The sequence below is a fragment of the Fibrobacter sp. genome (genome assembly GCF_045112255.1).
Taxonomy (GTDB): domain Bacteria; phylum Fibrobacterota; class Fibrobacteria; order Fibrobacterales; family Fibrobacteraceae; genus Fibrobacter.
Window position 1 is genome coordinate 140376 of sequence record NZ_JBGUHR010000099.1, and the last position, 19296, is coordinate 159671.

General features: G+C 47.6%; 16 protein-coding genes. 8 read left to right on the forward strand and 8 right to left on the reverse strand.

Annotated elements, in window-relative coordinates:
• Window positions 1-6 precede the first annotated feature (6 nt).
• Entirely contained in the window at window positions 7-891 is an 885-nt protein-coding gene (locus ACJMM9_RS13425) for an NAD(+)/NADH kinase (RefSeq protein ID WP_405327920.1), read from the forward strand.
• Window positions 892-901: 10 nt separating this feature from the next.
• Here the strand turns inward: ACJMM9_RS13425 and ACJMM9_RS13430 are convergent, their stop codons facing one another.
• The 3 genes from ACJMM9_RS13430 to ACJMM9_RS13440 all read right to left on the reverse strand — a co-directional run bounded on the left by ACJMM9_RS13430 (window position 902) and on the right by ACJMM9_RS13440 (window position 3416).
• A complete protein-coding gene (locus tag ACJMM9_RS13430; protein WP_405327923.1) occupies window positions 902-1861 on the reverse strand; it encodes a pseudouridine synthase in 960 nt (319 codons plus the stop codon).
• Window positions 1825-2934, reverse strand: a complete 1110-nt coding sequence (gene hisC, locus ACJMM9_RS13435; RefSeq protein ID WP_405327926.1) for a histidinol-phosphate transaminase — start codon at window positions 2932-2934, stop codon at window positions 1825-1827. The genes ACJMM9_RS13430 and hisC overlap by 37 nt, the downstream gene beginning before the upstream one ends.
• A gap of 212 nt (window positions 2935-3146) precedes the next feature.
• On the reverse strand, window positions 3147-3416 hold the full coding sequence (locus ACJMM9_RS13440) for a hypothetical protein (protein ID WP_405327929.1): 270 nt from the start codon (window positions 3414-3416) through the stop codon (window positions 3147-3149).
• A gap of 228 nt (window positions 3417-3644) precedes the next feature.
• On the opposite strand from ACJMM9_RS13440, the gene ACJMM9_RS13445 reads away from it, so the two are divergent.
• Entirely contained in the window at window positions 3645-5306 is a 1662-nt protein-coding gene (locus tag ACJMM9_RS13445) for a carbohydrate-binding protein (RefSeq protein ID WP_405327931.1), read from the forward strand.
• A gap of 63 nt (window positions 5307-5369) precedes the next feature.
• A complete protein-coding gene (locus ACJMM9_RS13450) occupies window positions 5370-6107 on the forward strand; it encodes an acid phosphatase (protein WP_405327934.1) in 738 nt (245 codons plus the stop codon).
• A 61-nt stretch (window positions 6108-6168) separates the two neighbouring features.
• On the opposite strand, the gene ACJMM9_RS13455 is transcribed toward ACJMM9_RS13450, so the two are convergent.
• Window positions 6169-7011 (reverse strand): arginase family protein, encoded by an 843-nt coding sequence (locus ACJMM9_RS13455; RefSeq protein WP_405327937.1) that lies wholly within the window; start codon window positions 7009-7011, stop codon window positions 6169-6171.
• A gap of 92 nt (window positions 7012-7103) precedes the next feature.
• On the opposite strand from ACJMM9_RS13455, the gene ACJMM9_RS13460 reads away from it, so the two are divergent.
• Entirely contained in the window at window positions 7104-7598 is a 495-nt protein-coding gene (locus ACJMM9_RS13460; RefSeq protein ID WP_088640010.1) for a nucleoside deaminase, read from the forward strand.
• A gap of 49 nt (window positions 7599-7647) precedes the next feature.
• On the opposite strand, the gene ACJMM9_RS13465 is transcribed toward ACJMM9_RS13460, so the two are convergent.
• The 4 genes from ACJMM9_RS13465 to ACJMM9_RS13480 all read right to left on the reverse strand — a co-directional run bounded on the left by ACJMM9_RS13465 (window position 7648) and on the right by ACJMM9_RS13480 (window position 10673).
• On the reverse strand, window positions 7648-8625 hold the full coding sequence (locus ACJMM9_RS13465) for a radical SAM/SPASM domain-containing protein (RefSeq protein WP_405327939.1): 978 nt from the start codon (window positions 8623-8625) through the stop codon (window positions 7648-7650).
• Window positions 8622-9686 carry a tRNA-dihydrouridine synthase family protein gene (locus tag ACJMM9_RS13470; protein WP_405327942.1) on the reverse strand — a complete coding sequence of 355 codons (1065 nt, stop codon included), beginning with the start codon at window positions 9684-9686 and terminating at the stop codon, window positions 8622-8624. Before ACJMM9_RS13470 ends, ACJMM9_RS13465 begins: the two co-directional genes overlap by 4 nt.
• A gap of 129 nt (window positions 9687-9815) precedes the next feature.
• Window positions 9816-10442 carry an RdgB/HAM1 family non-canonical purine NTP pyrophosphatase gene (gene rdgB, locus ACJMM9_RS13475; protein WP_405327945.1) on the reverse strand — a complete coding sequence of 209 codons (627 nt, stop codon included), beginning with the start codon at window positions 10440-10442 and terminating at the stop codon, window positions 9816-9818.
• A 39-nt stretch (window positions 10443-10481) separates the two neighbouring features.
• Window positions 10482-10673: a TM2 domain-containing protein gene (locus ACJMM9_RS13480; RefSeq protein WP_073422902.1), complete on the reverse strand. Its 192-nt coding sequence runs from the start codon at window positions 10671-10673 to the stop codon at window positions 10482-10484.
• Between the two features lie 177 nt (window positions 10674-10850).
• Between ACJMM9_RS13480 and ACJMM9_RS13485 the strand changes: the two genes are divergently transcribed.
• The 4 genes from ACJMM9_RS13485 (at window position 10851) to ACJMM9_RS13500 (ending at window position 19251) form a co-directional block, all read left to right on the forward strand.
• The gene (locus tag ACJMM9_RS13485; RefSeq protein ID WP_405327949.1) at window positions 10851-12806 is read left to right on the forward strand and encodes a hypothetical protein; all 1956 of its coding nucleotides are present in this window, start codon (window positions 10851-10853) and stop codon (window positions 12804-12806) included.
• 27 nt (window positions 12807-12833) lie between these two features.
• Window positions 12834-13586, forward strand: coding sequence for a transglutaminase family protein (locus tag ACJMM9_RS13490; RefSeq protein WP_405327952.1), 753 nt, complete (start codon window positions 12834-12836; stop codon window positions 13584-13586).
• A 95-nt stretch (window positions 13587-13681) separates the two neighbouring features.
• Entirely contained in the window at window positions 13682-16531 is a 2850-nt protein-coding gene (locus ACJMM9_RS13495; RefSeq protein ID WP_405327955.1) for a TIGR02171 family lipoprotein, read from the forward strand.
• Window positions 16528-19251 (forward strand): TIGR02171 family lipoprotein, encoded by a 2724-nt coding sequence (locus tag ACJMM9_RS13500; RefSeq protein ID WP_405327958.1) that lies wholly within the window; start codon window positions 16528-16530, stop codon window positions 19249-19251. Before ACJMM9_RS13495 ends, ACJMM9_RS13500 begins: the two co-directional genes overlap by 4 nt.
• The last annotated feature ends 45 nt before the right edge of the window (window positions 19252-19296 follow it).

Here is a 19296-nt window from a genome sequence, read left to right on the forward strand (position 1 = left end):
ATGAAAATGGAAAAGTCTTTCAGCAACATTGGAATTGTCGGATTCAAGGACAAAAGTTCTGACTTGGCTTGTGCCTTGAAGCAGATTACTTCTTGGGCGCTTGAACACCCGCAGGTGAAATTCTGTGCGCTCGATTCCCTCAAGGAACTCGTGAAAAAGCCGATTCGCATCGTGAAAGAATCCGCGTTGCAGAAGACGGATTTGTTGATTGCGATTGGCGGTGATGGCACTGTGCTGACGGCGGCTCACATGGCGCTTGGCCATAACATCCCGATTCTCGGTGTGAATGCTGGGCGCGTGGGATTCTTGGCAGAATCGCGTGTGGAAGGCTTGACCAAGACGCTCGATAGCTTGCTGGCGGGTGACTTCTCGACTCGTGAACGCATGATGATTGAGGCTGCGGTTTACCACGGCAAAAAGTGCATTGCAAAACAGACCGTGTTGAACGAAGTCCACGTGCGCGCTCACGCTCCGGAACGCATGGTGAACGTAAATGTCGCTTATAACGATACGTGCCTGACGGAATACTGGGCGGATTCGATTCTCGTTTCGACGCCGACGGGTTCGACGGCTTATAACTTGGCTGCGGGTGGCCCGATTATTCATCCTTCGACGCCGGCGGTGGTGCTCACGCCTGTGGCTCCGAGCAGCCTCTCGGTGCGTCCGCTTGTGCTTTCTCTTACGGATAAAAAATTGCGAATGGCTTCGGCGGTGAATTGCTCGCTGGATCTCGTTTTTGACGGGCGTATTGATTTCGAAATGAAACCGGATGAATATGTGATGTTGTCAGAAAGTAAGCTTGTGACGACGTTTATTCGTATGCGTCACACGGGATTTGTAGGCGCTCTTCGCGAAAAGCTTGGCTGGACGGGTAAACCGCGCTCGGCTTAATGCTGCGGGGCTATGGACGCGGTGCGTCAAGTTTCTTGATGCACCCCTGCTTTAAATTGCCTAGTTCAAAATTGCAGAACTTGATGCGCACAAGGCGTAAAACTTCGTAGCCGAGCTTAGCAAGCATGCGGCGGATTTCTCGATTTTTGCCTTCGTCTAAAGTGATTTCGAGCCAGCAGTTCTTTTCACCTGCGCTGTAGAACTTGGCGCTGACGGCGTGCATGAATTCTTCGGGTTCACCAAAGACGCGTGGCGGAACGTTGAAACCTTCTTCCATCTGTTCGAGTTCTGTTGCAGTTGGCATTCCCGCAACCTGAACTCGGTAAATTTTGAGATGAGGATTTGTAACTGGATTAGTTGTTTTACAAGTGTTGGTAGGAATTGTATGGGTCCCCTCCGCTTTGCTTCGAGGATGACTGCTCAGGATGACGCTTGTATTCTTAATTCCAGCCTTGGGGCCGCGCGATTCTCTCGTCTTTCGTCTCTCGTCTTTCGTCTTTAATAAAGCGTCTGCCCATTGCGTATCGTTCGTAAACAGCAACAATCCTTCGCTGGCAGCATCGAGCCTGCCGACGGGTGAAATGTGTGGCACGGGTTTGCCGGGGAACATTTTGGCGTATTGCTCGCGGAAAAGGTCCATGACGGTTGCACGCCCTTTTTCATCGCTTGCCGTGGTCACGTAACCACGCGGCTTATTCATCATAAAGTAAACGAACTCGCTTGCTTTTACGATCTTTCCGTCAACGCAAATTTCATCATTTTCGCGGGCGGGAGTGTCCGGATCGCGGACGATTTTACCACGCAAAGAAACCCGGCCCTCGCGGACCAGGTTTTCTGCTTGGCTTCTGCTGCAAAAACCGCGCTTAGAAATCACACGGGCAACGCCGTGAGCTTTGGCGCTAGGCGCGGGCTTCGCGCAGTCTCTTTCTCGGTTTACTTGCCGAGATATGCCTTGATGTTTTCGAGGCATTTCTTGTTCTGAGCTTCGGTACCGACGGTAATGCGGAGCACGTCACCCATAGCCGGCTGCGGGCGGATGATGGTACCCTTGGCCTGCAAGAACTTGAAGGCGTCCATCGGATCCTTGAATCCGCTGACGGCGATGAAGTTGGCGTGGCTGTCGACGTAGGGGAGGCCGAGTTCCTTGAAACCAGCCTTGAGCTGTTCGAGACCCTTCTTGTTGAGTTCGCGAACCTTGTTCACATAATCCTGGTCGTCAATAGCGCCGATGGCGGCTGCCTGAGCGATGCTGTTCACATTGAACGGTTCACGCACGCGGTTGATGAGTGCGACGATTTCCGGACGGGTAATGCAGTAGCCCACGCGGAGACCGGCGAGACCGTAGATCTTGCTGAATGTACGGCAGCAGATGATGTTCTTGCCAGCGGCGATGCGGCTGTTGAAATCCGGAACGAGTTCCGGCGTGTCTTCGATAAATTCGGTGTAGGCTTCGTCCATCACGAGAACGCAAGTTTCCGGGAGGCTGTCGGCGAAGTCGAGAATTTCCTTGGCGGTGAGGTCAGAACCGGTCGGGTTGTTCGGGTTGGCGAGGAACACGATGCGGGTCTTTTCGTTCACGGCGTCGCGCATGGCCTTGAGGTTGTAGTTGTATCCCGGAGCAGGCATGTCAACTTCAACAATCTTGGCGTTCATGGCCATCGTGGCGAGCTTGTAAACAGCGAAGCTGTGGTTACCCATGACGGCTTCCGTGCCGGGGCCGAGGAACACTTGGGCAATCATGTCCAAAAGTTCGTTACTGCCGTTACCCACTGCAATTTGGTCGCGGTTCACGCCGCGGAATTCAGCAATCTTTCCGATGAGGTCGTAAGAGCCGCCATCCGGATAGAGGTTCACTTCTTCCAAAGCCTTGCGAGCTTCGGCCATGCCCTTCGGGCTCGGGCCAAACGGGTTTTCGTTGCTGGCGAGTTTGTCGATGTCTTTCGGATCGAGGCCGAATTCACGAGCGGTGTAGGCGATGGGTTTGCCGGTCACGTAGAGCGGCTGCTTCAAAATGTGCTGTTGTGCGAGTGCGTTAATGTCCATTTTGCTGTAATCAGTGGTTAATGATGTGTATTTAGGATTCGTTCAGAACTTTTTTATAAGAGGTGCTTTTTAAACTGTCATCCTCGACCGTTAGGGAGGGGATCCATACAGGTTAAAAGGACACTTGTATAATTGAGTCGAAGGATCCTGTAGATTTGTAATCCAAAGGGAATAATAGCAATTTTTTATATCAGGATTATTGCAGCTGTATTCTAGGACGCTTTCTTGAAAAAGCTTTTGAGTCTTTTGACGCCTTCAACGCCGATGATGGAAAGCCCGGCGTACTGGAATGTTTTGGCTAGCCCGAACAGCACTACCCAAAGGATGCCTTTGGCTTCGGTCGAAATGGGGAGGGCCATTTGCGCGAACGATAAAATGTAAAAGGGAATGCAAAGTGAAAGGACGATGACGCCGGTTCTGAATGAAAAGCTTTGCAATCTTTTAACGATTTGTTCCCGCAGGGTAATAAAGAGTTTTTTCATGGCCTTTTCCTCGATTGAAAGATATTTCTTTTGCCTATTTCATCAAGGTGCGCTTTTCAGAAAGCAGAAAAAAGTATGATGGCGAGAGCGTTATTGTATTCTTTGACAAAATGTCTAGAAATTTAATTCGTAATTACGCCCTATAATGGCTTTGGGAATGTAGATTATATATTGGTAAAATATTAAGGAATTTTTGAGATGTTTGAAGTTTCGAATCGAATTTTAGCGGTGTTATGCGGACTAGCTGTTTGTGCGTCTGCGGCGGTGGATCAGTGCAAGCCGATTGGATGGGCGACTCGTGCGGGCCGTACTTCGACTGAATTTAATGTGACCGGTGGCGGGAATGCGACTCCCATTACGGTGAAGACGTTTGCCGATTTGCAAAAGTATGCGAAGGATTCTTCTCCGCGCGTGATTTACATTGATGGTACGCTTGGCGATGGCTGGAGCGGAACAACGGGTAGTCGCCTGAACATCACCGCATCGAATAAGACGATTATCGGTCTCAAGCCGGGAACGCTTTTGAAAGCTCCCATTCATATCACGAGCAAAGCTTCAAACATCATCGTTCGTAACATCGTGATTCAAGGCCCGGGCAGCAATGCCGACCAGGCGTGGGACAACCTCACGATTGAAGGCGAATCAAAGAACATCTGGATTGACCACTGCGAATTTTGGGACGGTCAGGATGGCAATGCCGACGTGGTGAAAGGTTCAGACAACGTTACATTTACTTGGTGCATTTTCGGCTACAAGAAAAAGAGTACACACAACTTATCAAACCTCATTGGCAGTTCCGATAACGAACCTGTGAGCGAAGGCAAATTGAATGTGACGTATATGTTCAACTGGTGGAAGGCTGCTAACCAGCGCAAACCTCGCTGCCGCTATGGTAATGTGCATGTCGTGAACAACCTTTTGACGGGCGATGCGAGCATCACGAACGGCACGGATGTGCTTGGAGTTTCTGCGGGTCACATGTGCAAAGTGCGCACTGAAAGAAATGTGTTTATCAACGAATCGAATCCGATTTATACCGGTAATGCAAATGGCTCGGGCGTGAACGAAGTTATAGACAACATTTTCACGAACTGCTCCGGCAATACGAAGGGAACGGGGACGTCTTTTACGCCACCGTATGAATACACGAGCTTTATGCTCAAGGCGAGCGAAGTCGAAGCTGCCGTGAAAGCGAATGCGGGTGCGACGCTCAAGAATCCGACGGAATGCGATGCTAATTATGTGGAACCGGAGCCGCCGACACCTGATAAACAGTACCAGGCCGAAGCGGGAACAATCACGGGAGGCGTTTCTGAAAGCAGCAATGCTGGCTATCACGGCGATGGCTACGTGAATTTCGATAAGGGCGGCGATGTCGTCGTGAAAGTAAAAGTCAATACGGCTGGTCAATATCGTTTTGATATCGATTTTGCAAACGGCTCCAGCGAAGTTCGCTCACTTGCGATTTCTGCAGGTTTGGATACCGCGATGACATCTTTCAAGACGACGGGCGGCTGGACCGTTTGGGAAACAGCTGAAGTCTTGGTGAATCTTGCGGCCGGCGAAAACGCGGTGAAGTTTGCAACCGTTGGCGGTAATGACGGTCCGAACATCGACCAGTTTGATGTAACGCTTGTGAAGGCAACCGAAAAAGATTCCACGGAAGAAGAACCGATATCGATTCGTTCAAAGTCGTTTGCTATGGTCGCGCCGAGCGTCTATCGCGTTAGCATTTTCGATACGAAGGGATCGCTGGTGCGTCGCATGAATGTGGAATCTGCAAAAGTCGGTGATGTTGCTTGGATGACCCGCGGACTGCCTGCAGGTTTATACGTGATGCAGCTGAAAAGCGTAAGCACGGAGCGTAGTAAGTTTATTGCTGTGAAGTGAAGCGTTGCTCCGCATTCTTCTTTTTGATTATATTTCTCATATCATTGAAAAGAGGGGCGCTCAATGCAAAAAATTCTTTCAAGATTTCTTTTTACTGTAGCTGTTTGTGGGACCGCTCTTTGCGGTGCCGCAGACGAAGTCAAGTTGTATATGGATGCGGAGGCGCTTCCGAATGCGCTCAATTTTTTGCCGCCTCCGCCAAAGGTGGGGTCGGCCGCATTTGCGTATGATTCTTCGCAATATGTGTGGGGAAAGTCCATGCGTACGGATTCTGCGCGTGCTGCACTTGCGCTTGTCCAGGCGACGGTTGATGTTTCTGAAATGGCGGTGCTTTTTAGCGAAGCTTTCGGCATGGAAATTTCGGCAAAGAAAACTCCGGCAATTTTGAATGTGCTCAAGCGCGGTGTGTTGACGATGCGTCTTGCAGCTCGCGGACCCAAGAAGTTTTACAAGAGGCCCCGCCCTTACGAATACTTTAACGAATCGACTCTTATTCCGAGCGCAGACGAAGAACATCGAAATACGGGCTCGTTCCCGTCGAGCCATACGGTTCGCGGATGGGCGATGGCGCTTTTGCTTGCTGAGATTAACCCCGCGGCTCAAGATGCTTTGCTGAAGTATGGTTATGAGTGGGGGCAAAGCCGCGTGATTGCTGGATTCCATTGGCAAAGCGATGTGGACGCATCGAAACTGATTATTTCAGGATGCTATGCTCGCTTGCATGCTGATGAATCTTTCAATGCCGATATGCGCAAGGCTCGTGCCGAGTTCAAGAGACTCTCTGCCAAGAGTAAAAGATAAGCGCCTGAAAAGCGAATTGCAATAGTTGATTTGTGCTAGAATGGGTGTATGCCCGGCGCAGTTAAAGCTTCTGCAAAAACTCGACAAGTTCTCGATTCAGCTCGCTGTTGAGGCGGTCTGCTTCTTGGACGGTGTGGTGTTCGTTGCCTTCGAAATCGTGGGCGCGTTCGCCGCAGATGTCGATACCGAGAATTTTGCGGCCTGCGGTAAGGACGGTGATGCTTTCTTTGAGGGCGTCGAGCGTTAATGAACCTTGATCCCAGTTTGTTGCGGCGTACGCTGGCAAGAGTGCGTCTTTATCGATGGAAATGTAGAGGGAATGTGGAGACGAGAGACGAAAGACGAGAGACGAGAGAATGCTTTGATCGCTTTCTCGGATGAACGTAACTTTCTCTAAAATACTTGCTTCTCCGGATTGCGAAAGTTCTTCGCGAACGGTTTCAACGAGTTCGTCTTTGACTCCGATGATAATGACGTTTTGAATAAACTCGTTGTTGTCAAGAACTTCTTTGACCCAACCGCCACAGCTTAAAATTCCGCCAAAGCGGGGCGGTTGCATGTCGGGATGGTGATCGAATACGATGAGCGTGAACGGTTCCTGGACTCTGTCGGTCCAGAGTTTGCTCATGTAATGATAATTGCCGTTGTCAAAAAAGTGAATACTTGGTTGCGGCGCAATGTCGTTTGTGGAATTGCCGCGATTCTCGAAAATGCTGCTTCCGGCATTGTCAATTAATTCGTTGATTTCTTTGATGGCATCATCGTCGCAGTAGCAGTCAGTTCCTACGATTTTAGTGCAGTTGAGCCAATGAACGTCCTTGCTTGTTTCTGCGGCGGCGCGCAGTTCTTGCATGAATGGCTGCTCGGCATAAACGCCCGTGAAATCTTGAACCGTGATGATCATGATTCAAAAATAGCTAAGATGGGTCTGGGGCGAGCGCTTTTGATTGTTTTTCTCTGAGTTTTTGATTATCTTAGTGAGGTCAAGGAGTTTTTATGCAAGCAGAATTGAAGAATATTACGGACGAAGACAAACGCTTTATGCAGATGGCGATTCAGCTGTCGGTTGACAATGTTGATAATGGCGGTGGCCCTTTTGGCGCAGTGATTGTCAAGGATGGCGAGGTCGTGGCGACGGGGGCAAATCGCGTCGTGCCGAATAACGATCCGACGGCCCATGCCGAAGTAACTGCGATTCGCAATGCTTGTGCGAAACTTGGAACGTTCATGCTGGATGGCTGTACCGTTTACACGAGCTGTGAACCTTGTCCGATGTGCTTGAGCGCTTTGTACTGGGCTCGCGTCAAGCGCATTTGCTATGCCAATACAAAAGCCGATGCTGCTGCAATTGAATTCGACGATTCCTTTATTTATGACCAGCTTGATTTACCGTACGAAAAACGTGCCATCAAGTGCGACCATTTTATGCGGAACGAAGCGCTCGTCGCATTCAAAAAGTGGGCAACGAAGACGGACAAGACGCGCTATTAGATTCCCGTTATTTCTAATAACTAATGACTAATAACCAGTAACTAAAAATTTATTTAAATCGCTTGCAAAAACTGCAAGTTTGGCAAAATGGGTGGCGTAGCTCATGCTGCGCGAACCCTTCTTTTATATTTTGCGAGAGTGGGCTTTTTAAAATTTCAGCAAGGTTTTGTTCGGCAATGTGACCGAGCGTAATTTGTCCGCTGTGGTCAAGGCAGCAGGCGACAACGCGACCGTCGTGGAGTATTGCAATATGTGTGTCAAGCGCACGGCAAGTGCCTGCGACGATTTCCTTACCTGTCCTCTCGTCTCTCGTCCCGGAACAAGTCCGGGATGACAAAATAGATTTGTTGGTTCTTTCGTCTATACTTGGCCATTCAAATCTTGTGTCTTCGTGCAAATAGAGGCGGCCGGTGATGTTGAAACTCTTGCGGCGACTGCAAAAATGCCCTGGCGTGACTTCGACGCCAAAAGTCTCGTGGATGCGCTTAAGCATGTAGCTGTTCCACGGGGAGGCATCTTCGGCGCCGACGTTCCATAAGCGCAAATTGATGTAGAGGTCGGGGCGCTCGACAATTGCGAGACTGCAAAAATCCAAAACGTTTTGCAAATAGCGTTCTGCGGTTTTGCGGGGGAGTTCTGCGTAGGCGTGTGTCGAAAAGTTGACTTGGCGGATGGCAGGCGAGGCTAGAATTTGGCGGCCTGAGCGTTCAATTGTTGTGCCGTTTGTCGTGAGCGTGAGCTTTAAGGGCGTTTGTTCTAACTTCTTGACGTAGTGTGCAAAGCCGGGATGGAGCGTGGGTTCGCCGAGAACATGAAAGTACACATTTGTAGCGCCGATTTCTTGTGCGCCTGCGATGCAATTTTCGAACAGCTTGGAATCCATGAACGTGCGGCTTGCGGACATCGACGAATTGTCCGCTGCATTTACATTGCCGTCGGCATATCCGTTGTCTGCGGCGGTTCCGCAAGGGCAAAAGCTGCAATGCAAATTGCAAACATTTGTGATTTCGATGTAGACGCTGTTCACGAGAGACTCCTCATCGCCGTAATTGCTTCTTGGTATTCGCTGAGTTTGCCGGCCTTCTTGATTTTCTTGAAAATCTTTTTAGGGATGCTTGGCTCAAGGTATTCCCAGAAACTCTGAACATGCGAGAGGATCTGGCTGTCGCCTTGATACGTTTTGCAAGCGTGGTCGAAAAAGACCTGGTGCATCTGGAAAAGTTTGCCGAGAAAATTCTGTGCGGTGGCGGCGCAGTTCGTATTGCACAAACTTTTATATTCCGCAGCTAAACTTGGTCTTGCAAGTAGTCCGCGACCAATCATTACGCCTGCGAGCTTTGGGTAGCGACGTTCCATTTCACAGATTTGCGAAACGCTTGTGATATCGCCGTTGTAAACGAGCGGATGGCGACATTCTTCATAAAATTTTTCAAACGACTTGAAGTCAATTGCGCCTTTGTATTGCTGTTTGCCGAGTCTCGGGTGGAGCGTGATTTGCGTGAGTGGCGCTTCGTTTAAAATGAGGAGGAGTGCGAAGGCTTCGTTGGGGGAATCTTGACCTAGGCGCATCTTGACGGAAAATTTTACCGGCGCGGTTACTTTTGCCATTGCCGGCGCAGTTCCGTTTGCGGCACAAGAAATTTTCTTAATCTCGTTCATGATTTCTTGGACGGCCAGTGCGTCGCTTAAAAGCCCGGCACCGCGATGGCGGTTGACTTGCATTGGAAAGGGGCAACCCATGTTGAAGTCGATTTCCGTGTAGCCTTTGGCGATTAATGCGTTTGCAAGAATTTTGAATTCATCGACGCTGTTCGCAATAATCTGCGGAACGACATTGTAGCCCGCGCAGTTCTCCTCGCGCGCATTCCCGTCGCGCGCAATTCCTTCCGCGATGCCCGCGCATTTTACATTTGCGCAATCAGCATTCGCAATTTCTAAATCCCGCAAATCTTTTTCGCGCGGTTTCCCGTTTTCAATCCGCAAGAACGGTGCGTAATAAGCATCAACGCCGCCAAAGATTTCAGCGTGGGCTTTTCGATAAATGCCCGTCGTGTAACCTTGTAGCGGTGCAAATAGAATTTTCAGCATGGCGCGATTTTTGCAGATTTTGTTTTTTACAAATACAATAGTAAATGTATTAATCTTTTTTCAACTAGGAATGGCGATGCCGGATCGGAGTCCGGCATGACAATTAAAAAAAATTGTAGATAATGCTTTTTACTTCCCAAGAGCTTTTTTCAAAGCTCTGATGGCATTTCCGCGATGGCTGATGACCTTTTTCTCTTCAAGTTCCATCTGCGCAAATGTTCTCGTTTCACCATCCGGGACGAACAGCGGATCGTAACCGAAGCCCATGTCGCCTACGGGTGCGTGGTTGATTTCGCCTCGGCATTCGCCTTCGAAAATAATCGGCTTGCTGATGACAAATTCACCTTGTTCGTTCTTGGTGACGGTCTGGTACGAGAGTGCGCAGAAGTAACGTGCCTTGCGGTCTTCGATACCTTCGAGCTTTTGCATCAGCTTGATATTGTTGGCTTCATCATCGCCGTGCTTGCCGCAATAGCGGGCGCTGTAGATGCCCGGTTCGCCTTTCAATGCGAAAACTTCAAGGCCGGAATCATCGGCGAGAACGGTCGCTTCGATGTTGCGTTTGGCGAGCCATTGAGCCGTTGTGTTTGACTTGATGATGGCGTTCTCGGCAAAGGAATTACCGTCTTCGATGATGTCTTCATCAAAACCGATATCTTTTAAGGTCTTGAATTCGTAATGGTCTGTGCCCAAAATGTGAGCGAAGTCTCTAATTTTTCCGGCACTTCCGGTTGCAATAACAAAAAGGTGTTTCATTTTTTTTCTGTCTACTTCCGACTTCCTACTGTCTACTAATTAGTAATGTTCCGGTTTCATGACGATCAAGATGGCGTCAACGACAACGCCTACGCCAAAGAGTCCTGCGGTGCAAAGCCACAAGATTCCTGTCCAGATTTTTCCTTCGTAAAAGCGATGCAAACCCAGGTATCCGAGTAGAATACAGAGGGCAAGGGCTATCCATTTGTTGTGTTCACCAGTAGAAGGCATAAAGACTCCTTGTTTTTTACGGGTACAATTTAGAAAATGTGCGGAATAGCCGCTAGTCAATGGTCCATAGTCATTAGAAATATTCAATAACCATCAACTAATGACCAATGACCAATAACTATTTACTAATGACCATATCTACCTACTTAAACATTTATTATTATTCCTTTCGTGAAAATGAAAAAAATATCGACTTCCCTTTTGTGCCTCGCTGGACTTTCTGCGGGCATGTTCCTTGTGGCATCCTGTGCTGCACCGTCTGTCAATCCTTCCGTTCAAGCAGCTGAATCAAAGGCCCCGGATTACATTCCTCCGATGCCTGTTGCTCCAGTCGCTGTCTTTGAAATGCGTGTGCTTGATTTTGATAAGCAAGAGCGTGTCGTTGAGAAGCCAACTCTTGCGGCTCTTGATTTTGCAGCGTATTTTTTGAATCCGATTCGCATGGCGGGTATGGATGAAAAGCCTGAAAATTACACGGGCAAAATGGCAAATGCAAAACTTGCTGAATACCCTTTCCCGATGCTCGACTCGATTTCGGAATACGAACCGGAGGCTGTTGCCGGTGTAGCTCCGATTGCGTGGGAACCGTTTGCGAAAATTCTCTATGCGCAGACGGGCGATGATGCCCTTGCAAAGGTTTTGAATGAAGTTGAGGCGGTCAAGTGGAATGAACCTGATGTTTTCCGCGCTTTCCAGACTGTAAGCCGTTTGTGGGGAGTGCCTGGAACAGGTGATAATCAGGGCAAAATTGAATGGTGGGCCGAAGTGATGCCTGCTGTCTGGACGGGTCGTGCTCCATTTTACGGTAAACTCAAGTTTGTTTCGGGCGGCGAGTCTGCGGAAGTCTTGAACTACTACATGACGGCCGAGATGAACAGTGAAGAGGCGATGAACTGGGCGCGTACGCTCTCGTCTTACTGGTATCCGACTTTGAATACGGACTTGGAACAACATACTCCAGGTGCCATTTGGGAAAATTCCCAGGCCAATCGTCCGTTTGCGGTGATGCGCGGAAACCCGATGGGTAAGCCCATGTGGGTGGCGTTTGAAGTCCCTGCGTTCCGCTTGACGGATGAACAGCTCCGTGCTGCTGCCGTGGCTGATTCTCTTGCTGCTGCGGGCGAAGTGGTGCCGGTGAACCGCACCCTTGATACGAGTTCTTATGCTCGTTTGGAAACGCTTGCCGCTATGGAAAATAGCTGCCCTGCAACGCCTGAGACAAAGAAGTTCCGCGAAGCCTTGAAGAAAAAGCTTGCAAAGCTCCCGAAGGAACAGAATGCGTGGGCCGATAACGGAATGCTCTGGTTCCGCCGCAATGCAAACTATCTTGTTGCAGATAAAATTAGCGGTCAGGATAGCCTCCACAATCCGCTTCCGAGAATGATTGAACTCAAGCAGTACCTGGATTCCATGAATATTCAGCTTCTCGTGGTACCGGTTCCTGTGAAAGAAGAAATTTATGCAGACATGCTTGTAAAGGGAACTCCTGCAGATTTGTGCGTGAACGTAAATGGTCGTGAATTTATCCGCGAAATGCTTGCGGCTGGGATTGACGTGCTTGACCTTTACCCGTCTCTGATGGCGGCCCGCAGTGGCGATGACGCTCCGCATTACAGCTACCAGCGCTACGATACGCACTGGGCGCTGCCGGGTATGCTTGCTGCAATGGAACAGCTTGCTTCTCGCGTGACGCAGTACAGCTGGTATGCCGATGCAAATCCGCAACCGGGTAGCCTCGTGATGAAGGATACGGTAGTGTTGCGCGAAGGGGACTTGGTCGCTCACTTGCCGGATAAGGAAAAGTCCAAGTATGCTGCCGATACTCTTGCAGGCATGAAAATCTACAAGGGCGACAAATCTTACAAGGGCGGCAAAAATGCACCGATCCTCTTGATGGGCGATTCTTTCACGGGCGTGTTTGAATCTGTGGACCAGAAGAGCGGTGGCCCGGGTTCTTTGCTTGCTTATGCAACGGGGCTTGATGTGCAGGTGCTTACGAGTTGGGGCGGTGGCCCTGGTGTTCGCGCTCGCCTCAAGAAGATGAAAAAGGACATGCTGAGCAAGCGTCTCGTGATTTACATGATGACCGCTCGCGACTACTGGCAAAGCCCGATGGAATGGGACGGACTGTAATTCGGAATTAGGAATTCGGATTTCGGAATGAAATCTCTTTCATCCCTCGTCTCTCGTCTCTCGTCTAAACTTTTTTGGTTGCTGTTCCTTGCGACGCTCGTGATTGCACTTCCGTTTCTGCTTTGGAATGGCAAGGGCGAGTCCATGAGCTATGGCGAAATGGCGTGCGTTTTTGAAGAACGTGCGCCGGGTTGCCTTGATTCTGTTAGCGATTGGCATGCGGGACTTGCTTACTTTGATAGCAGTGTTGCGGCAACTCATGACACTTTGCAATCTCTGAAAAATTTGCTTTGGCAATTTTGGAATATCGAATTTGCCGGGGCGGGTGAGGCGGCGATTGCAAAAGAATCTGTGCTCCCGCTTCGCGTTCTTGCAAACAGAAAATCTGGTTGCATGGGGCTATCGTGGCTTGCGCTCATGGTGGCCGAAGCGCGCGGTTTGCCTCTCGACGCCATTCTCCTTCCGGGACATGTTTTTTTGCGCTATGAATCTTTGGATCGTTTCACGAACCTGGAACCGAACCGTCGCGGCTTTTCCTACACCGATGACGAATACCGTGAAAAGTATCAAAAAGGTCCTTGGACCGGCCTTGAATTTAAACCGCTCGAAACGCGACAGTTTATAGGGCTTGCCGCATTTGATATCGGCAATCTGTATCTTGAAAACGACATTCCTCGTGCGCTCACGTGGTACCGCATGGCCGAAGAATTTTTCCCTGAATATCCGGGTATTGGCGTGAATCAGGCTATAGCGAAAAATCGTTTGCCGGATTTATTGTAGCTCGGCGCATTTCACGTTTTTTCTGCTTATTTAAAAGGGATGCCAACGGGGCGTTCTTGGTTTTGATAGACGTAAAAAGCTATTTTTTAGGAGAAATGTCCACAGCTCGTAATTCTTTTAAAATTTTTAAAGAGGTACTTTTTTTAGTATCGACCGTTCTTGTGTTTTCCGGATGTGAAACTTTTTTTGGGGATCATGTCTGGCTCCATGCTCCGATAGAAGAGGATAAGGTTCATGACGGACTTGTTGTCGTTAGAGCTTCGAATGTAAAGCATAAAAGCGGCGGCTCGGTGACTTATCTTGGTACTTATGCGTCCTCCGCGAAAGTAAATGAACAGCCCCAGTTGCGTGTTGCCTTGAATTATGATTATTCCTTAGGCATGCACGAAGTAACTTGCGCTGAATTTAAAAGTGTTATGGGGACAACTTTTGACGAACGGTGCCGAGGCAAGGATTCGGACTTGTTACCTGTAACGAAGGTGACTTATTACGATGCTGTCCTTTATGCCAATGAACGCAGTAAACGGGAAGGCTACGATACGGCCTATACGTATTCATCTGCAAATGCAGATGATAACGGAAACTGTACTTCAATGGAAGGGCTAGTCTTTCATCCTGAAGTAGACGCATATCGTTTGCCTACGGAAGCGGAATGGAACCTGGCTGCTGATCGCGATTGGGACCCTTCTGCGGAATGGAATGCGCAGAACTCTGATTTTGAACCTAAAAATGTTTGTTCGTATCCGCATCTTCACGGTGATTTCTGTGACATGGGCGGAAATGTGAAGGAATGGGTTTCTGATTGGCTTAACTATTTTAGAGATACGACCATTACAAACTTTGTCGGTGCTCCAGATGGCGGAGTTCTTGGGGAACGGGTCATTAAGGGCGGTAGCTATCGCAACGATCCGTCTTCTATCAAGCTTTATAATCGCGGCGATGTCTACATTGTGACTTCGGCGGCAAAGTCAGATTATTTGGGATTCCGTATTGCATTCGGCAAGATCCCAAATGCAGTTTGGATGGGACATGACGGTTTAGTTCGTGAAAGCCGAATCATGCCGTTAGCGAGTGCTTCTGTCATCAAAAAAAACTTTGATACATATCGTATTAAACTTGCCTTTCGCAATGATGCAACGGGAAACTTGGCGTTTGTCGATTACGTTAATGGAACTTTATCTGTTTCTGAAATCACAGATACACTAGATTCTTATCATCCAGATATTTCTCCAGACGGTAGGCTTATTGCATTTTGTACAGGTCTAGAAGGTGTTTCTGGAAAGTCTGATCTTTACATTCGCCCTTTGGGCCTATCCAAAACAAGACCTATAAAGCTTAATATCAAGGGAAATGCTTCTATTCCGCGGTGGAAAGTTCTGGAAAATGGCGATACTGTGATTGTCTATGTGTCCGATGCGGGAAATAATAAAGAAACTTCGGAATTTAAATCCAAGAGTACATGGCAAGTGAAGTATGCAAAAGGTCGATTCGGAACGCCTCAAAAGCTTTTTAGCGGGGCGTATCACGGAGGTGTTTCTGACGACAATACACTTGCTGTTACTGGCGCCCGTCTGCTTCGTGCGCGTATTGCAAATCCGGGAAAAACGCTTTCGGACGGTCGCGATACCGTGTGGTATAACGGTGAGCAGGCTTGCAATGCCTCCCTTGCAAACGATGGAACCAAGCGTGTCGCGTTCCTTGATTTTGGCGGAAAAACAGGAGCTGAGTTTGTTGGAAAAAGTTACAGAACGCATGAACGTTTGCTGATCGCTGATAGTACTGGAAAGCTTATTAAGACTATTCCTGCGCCTGAAGGATTTACTTTTGACCATACGGAATGGGCGCTGAATTATGCCGACGCTAAAAAGGATGGCGGCTTTATTGTGGCCACGCTTGTAAATGCAAATGGCGCCCATTTGAAAATTGTTCTCGTGAATGTTGCGGACGGTTCAATCCTGGATTTGGTGGAAGGTGACGATCTTTGGCATCCGAGTCTTTGGCGAACAAAAAATTATATCCCTGAAAGTACAAAACTTGATCCTGACAGTGCAGGCGTTTATTTGCAGCCATCGGATGAATGGGCCTCCATTATCATGCGGTTTAAAATGGAACTTCTCTGGAAATACCATGATTCTGCTAATGTGGCGATATTGGGTTCTTCGAGGTCCATGTATGGAGTTAGCCCATCTCGTTTGGATGAAAGATTCTTTGCCGTAAATTTTGGCCACACGCCTAATTCTATTTATACGTCTAGGGATTTGTTAAATCATTATCTCTTTAACCATCTGAAAAAGCTGAAGTATATTGTTGTTTCGCTAGATATTGATTTTTGGTATAAAATTGATGGACCTGATGGCGATAATATGTTCTATACGACCTTTGATAATTATCCAGGGTATGTATATGATAAAAATCATGATTACTGGAAAGATGGTGTTCCAGAAGGCTTGCTGGAATATACGCAAAATTCTGTGGGTTCATCGGATGAAAAATACTATATGAACGATCGTGGGCGCTATACAAATGCTTATTGCCAGTGGGAATGGAAAGAAAAGCCCGAAATTGAAATGGATAGCACCTATTATGACCAACATAAGGGTATTTATAACGATAGCAAGAATGCACTTATCGATATCGTTAAAGAAGCCGCCAAGAGAGATGTACGTGTGATTGGCCTTATTTTCCCGCAGAGTCCGGAGTATGCGAAAACAGGTGCTTTTGGACGTTATGGCCTTCGTCGTAGCGTCGCTCAAAAGATGATTAGTGAATTAGAAGCTTTGAATAAAAAGTATCCGAATTTTGTATTGATGGATGAAAATAAAATGGGCAAGCATGATTATGACGGACAAATGGCGATTGATGAAGACCACTTGTGCAATGCCGGTGCTATGAGGCTTACATCTCGGCTGAATGACGTTTTGCTGTCTCTGGAGGCAAAAAAATGAAAAATGTCGTTCAGATGAATTTTGGATTGCTTGCGGCTGTTTTATTTTCCCTTGTATTTTTTAATTCATGTACTGAGGAAAATAAATTTCCATATGGAGTAGAAACTCCGCCGGTGGTCAGTTTTGATGGTTTTGTCTATGTTAACGCGAATGGTCAAAAAACATCGCTTGGGATAAATGAAAATGGCGGACGTGCTAGTGAATATCCGAGAATGGATGCTAGTTTTACTTATAACTTCTATATAAGCGAACACGAAGTCTCCCGAGCGGAATACAATGCCTTGCGGAAAAATGCCGGTGCCGAATGTAGTGGCGTGTGTAATGATAATAGTCCTGTGACAAATGTGACATACTATGATGCCGTTCTTTATGCAAATGCAAAAAGCAAGGCTGAAAATTTAGATACCGTTTATACTTATACGAAAGCCTCTTTCGATGCAAAGGGAAGCTGTATTGATTTGGATGGGCTTGTTTTTCATGAAAAAGTAAAAGGATTTCGTTTACCGACCGAGGCAGAATGGGTGTATGTCGCAAGTCAAGGTTGGTATCCTGAAAAGGGATGGAATAGCCAGAATTCAGGTTTTGTCGTTCATGACGTAGCAACTTCTCCAGCGAATGATCTTGGCGTTTACGATATGGCTGGGAATGCTCTAGAGTGGGTGAATGATTGGCTTACTTTTTTTAGCAGTAGTCCTGTAACGAATTTTGTGGGAGGCGCTGATGGTGGAAGCCTTGGGGAACGCGTTGTCAAGGGAGGTAGTTTCCGGGACGACCCTTTGCAGATAAACACCTATGGCCGCGGAGATATCTATACAGTATCGTCTTCGACAAAGGGCTATTATTTAGGATTCAGGCTTGCAATAGGGCCAATTCCTAATGCGATGTGGCTTGATGAAAATGGTTCTGCTAAAGAGTCCGTTGTGATTCCTCTGTTAGGAATTTATGAAACTAAGCACATGACGGGTTCGTTCCAGTCAAAGCTTGTTTTTCGTAATGATCTGACGGGTAATTTGGCGTATATCGACTATGGAAAAGGAATCAACTCCGTCGTTGAAATCAAGGATACAATTCAGGCTTTCCATCCCGATGTTTCGCCCAATGGCAAACTTGTTGCATTTTGTACGGGTGTCGAAGGGATTCCTGGAACTTCAAGTATTTATGTCCGGAATTTAGATGCTTCGGGTTCAGGACTTGTGAAGCTAAATGTCAAAAGCGCTGCAATTCCAAGATGGCGTGTCACGGATGATGGCGACACCTCTATTGTCTATGTTTCAAGTGCCGCAAATAATAAAGAAGATGCAGACTTTGCTGCTATGAGTACATGGCAGGTTCCGTTTGCAAACGGAAAATTTGGAACACCGCAAAAGCTTTTTGATGGGGCGTTCCATGGAGGTGTGAGTTCTGGTAAGGAGCTTGCAGTTACGGGATCTACTCTTTTACGTGTACGAATGTCGCCTGGGATAGATTCTGTCTGGTATAATGGAGAACAGGCATGCAATGTCTCTCTTGCTAATGATGGCAGCAATCGGACGGTATTCCTTGATTTTGGCGGTAAGACAGGTGCAAATTATGTAGGACGATCATACAATACCCATGAAAGGCTCCTAGTTGCAAATGAAAAAGGAGAACTTGTTCATAGTGTAGCCGCGCCACAAGGCTATACCTTTGATCATACGGAATGGGCTTTGGGCGGTTCGAATCTGGTGGTTGCAACGCTTACAAACCTGAATGGCGCTCATCAAAAAATTGTTCTGGTAGATCTGTCTACAGATTCGATCAAGACTCTTGTTGAAGGCGATGAACTTTGGCACCCGTGTTTATGGCATTCCAAAAATCGCTACGATGGAAAAACTCTTGATACGGACAGTGCTGGAGTCTATTATCTTACTTCGGCGTCTAGTGGCGCTTTAGACCTTCGCGTCAAAATGGAACGATTCTGGGAAAATCGAAATGAAATTACCGCTGTAGCTCTTGGTTCGTCAAGAATGATGTTTGCCCTTCGCGATAAAGAGGTAAAATCTCATAAACTATTGAATATGGCTTTTTCTGCGGGACAGATGGCTGGTGCAAGTTACTTGTTTAAAAATTATATTCTGAAACATTTGAAAAAATTGAAGGTCCTGGTTTTGGAATTGTCGCCAGATTTATTCTGGGCGGATGCTTATGCGACCTGGATTGATGTGATTTACAATAAGGTTCCTGGATATCTGTACGATGAAAATCATGATTTCTGGGTGGATAGCTTGCCAGAACATTTTTTGGATGTCATAAAGGAAACGCCTCGTCCTGAATCCGCTTTGCAGCTTCTCTATACACTTGAAGATTTTTCATTGCCGACCGGAAACTGGGCTGCTGCCGTTTGCATCAGGGATTCGAATGTGCTTACATATGATTCCCCTGTATTTGCCGAAAATGAGCATTTGTTTGAAGAAATTGTTGTTGAAGCCCGTAATGCAGGGCTAAAGGTCGTATTGGCCGTTTTGCCGCAGAATCCAGATTATGCGAAAACGGGAACATTTGGTATTTACGGACCGCGTCGCAGTATCGCCATCGAACTTATTGAAGCTGCTAAAAAGTTCGATGCCATTGTGTTTGACGAAAACAAATTTGGTGAACACGACTATACGGATGATATGGCTTACAATGCGGATCACTTGAGCTGTGTGGGGGCAAAGCTGTTTACGCATAGACTTGATTCTTTGCTAATGACTTTGGAATGAGTTTGTGAAAATACGGAATAATTAAGTTTATTTCTTTAGCTTTGG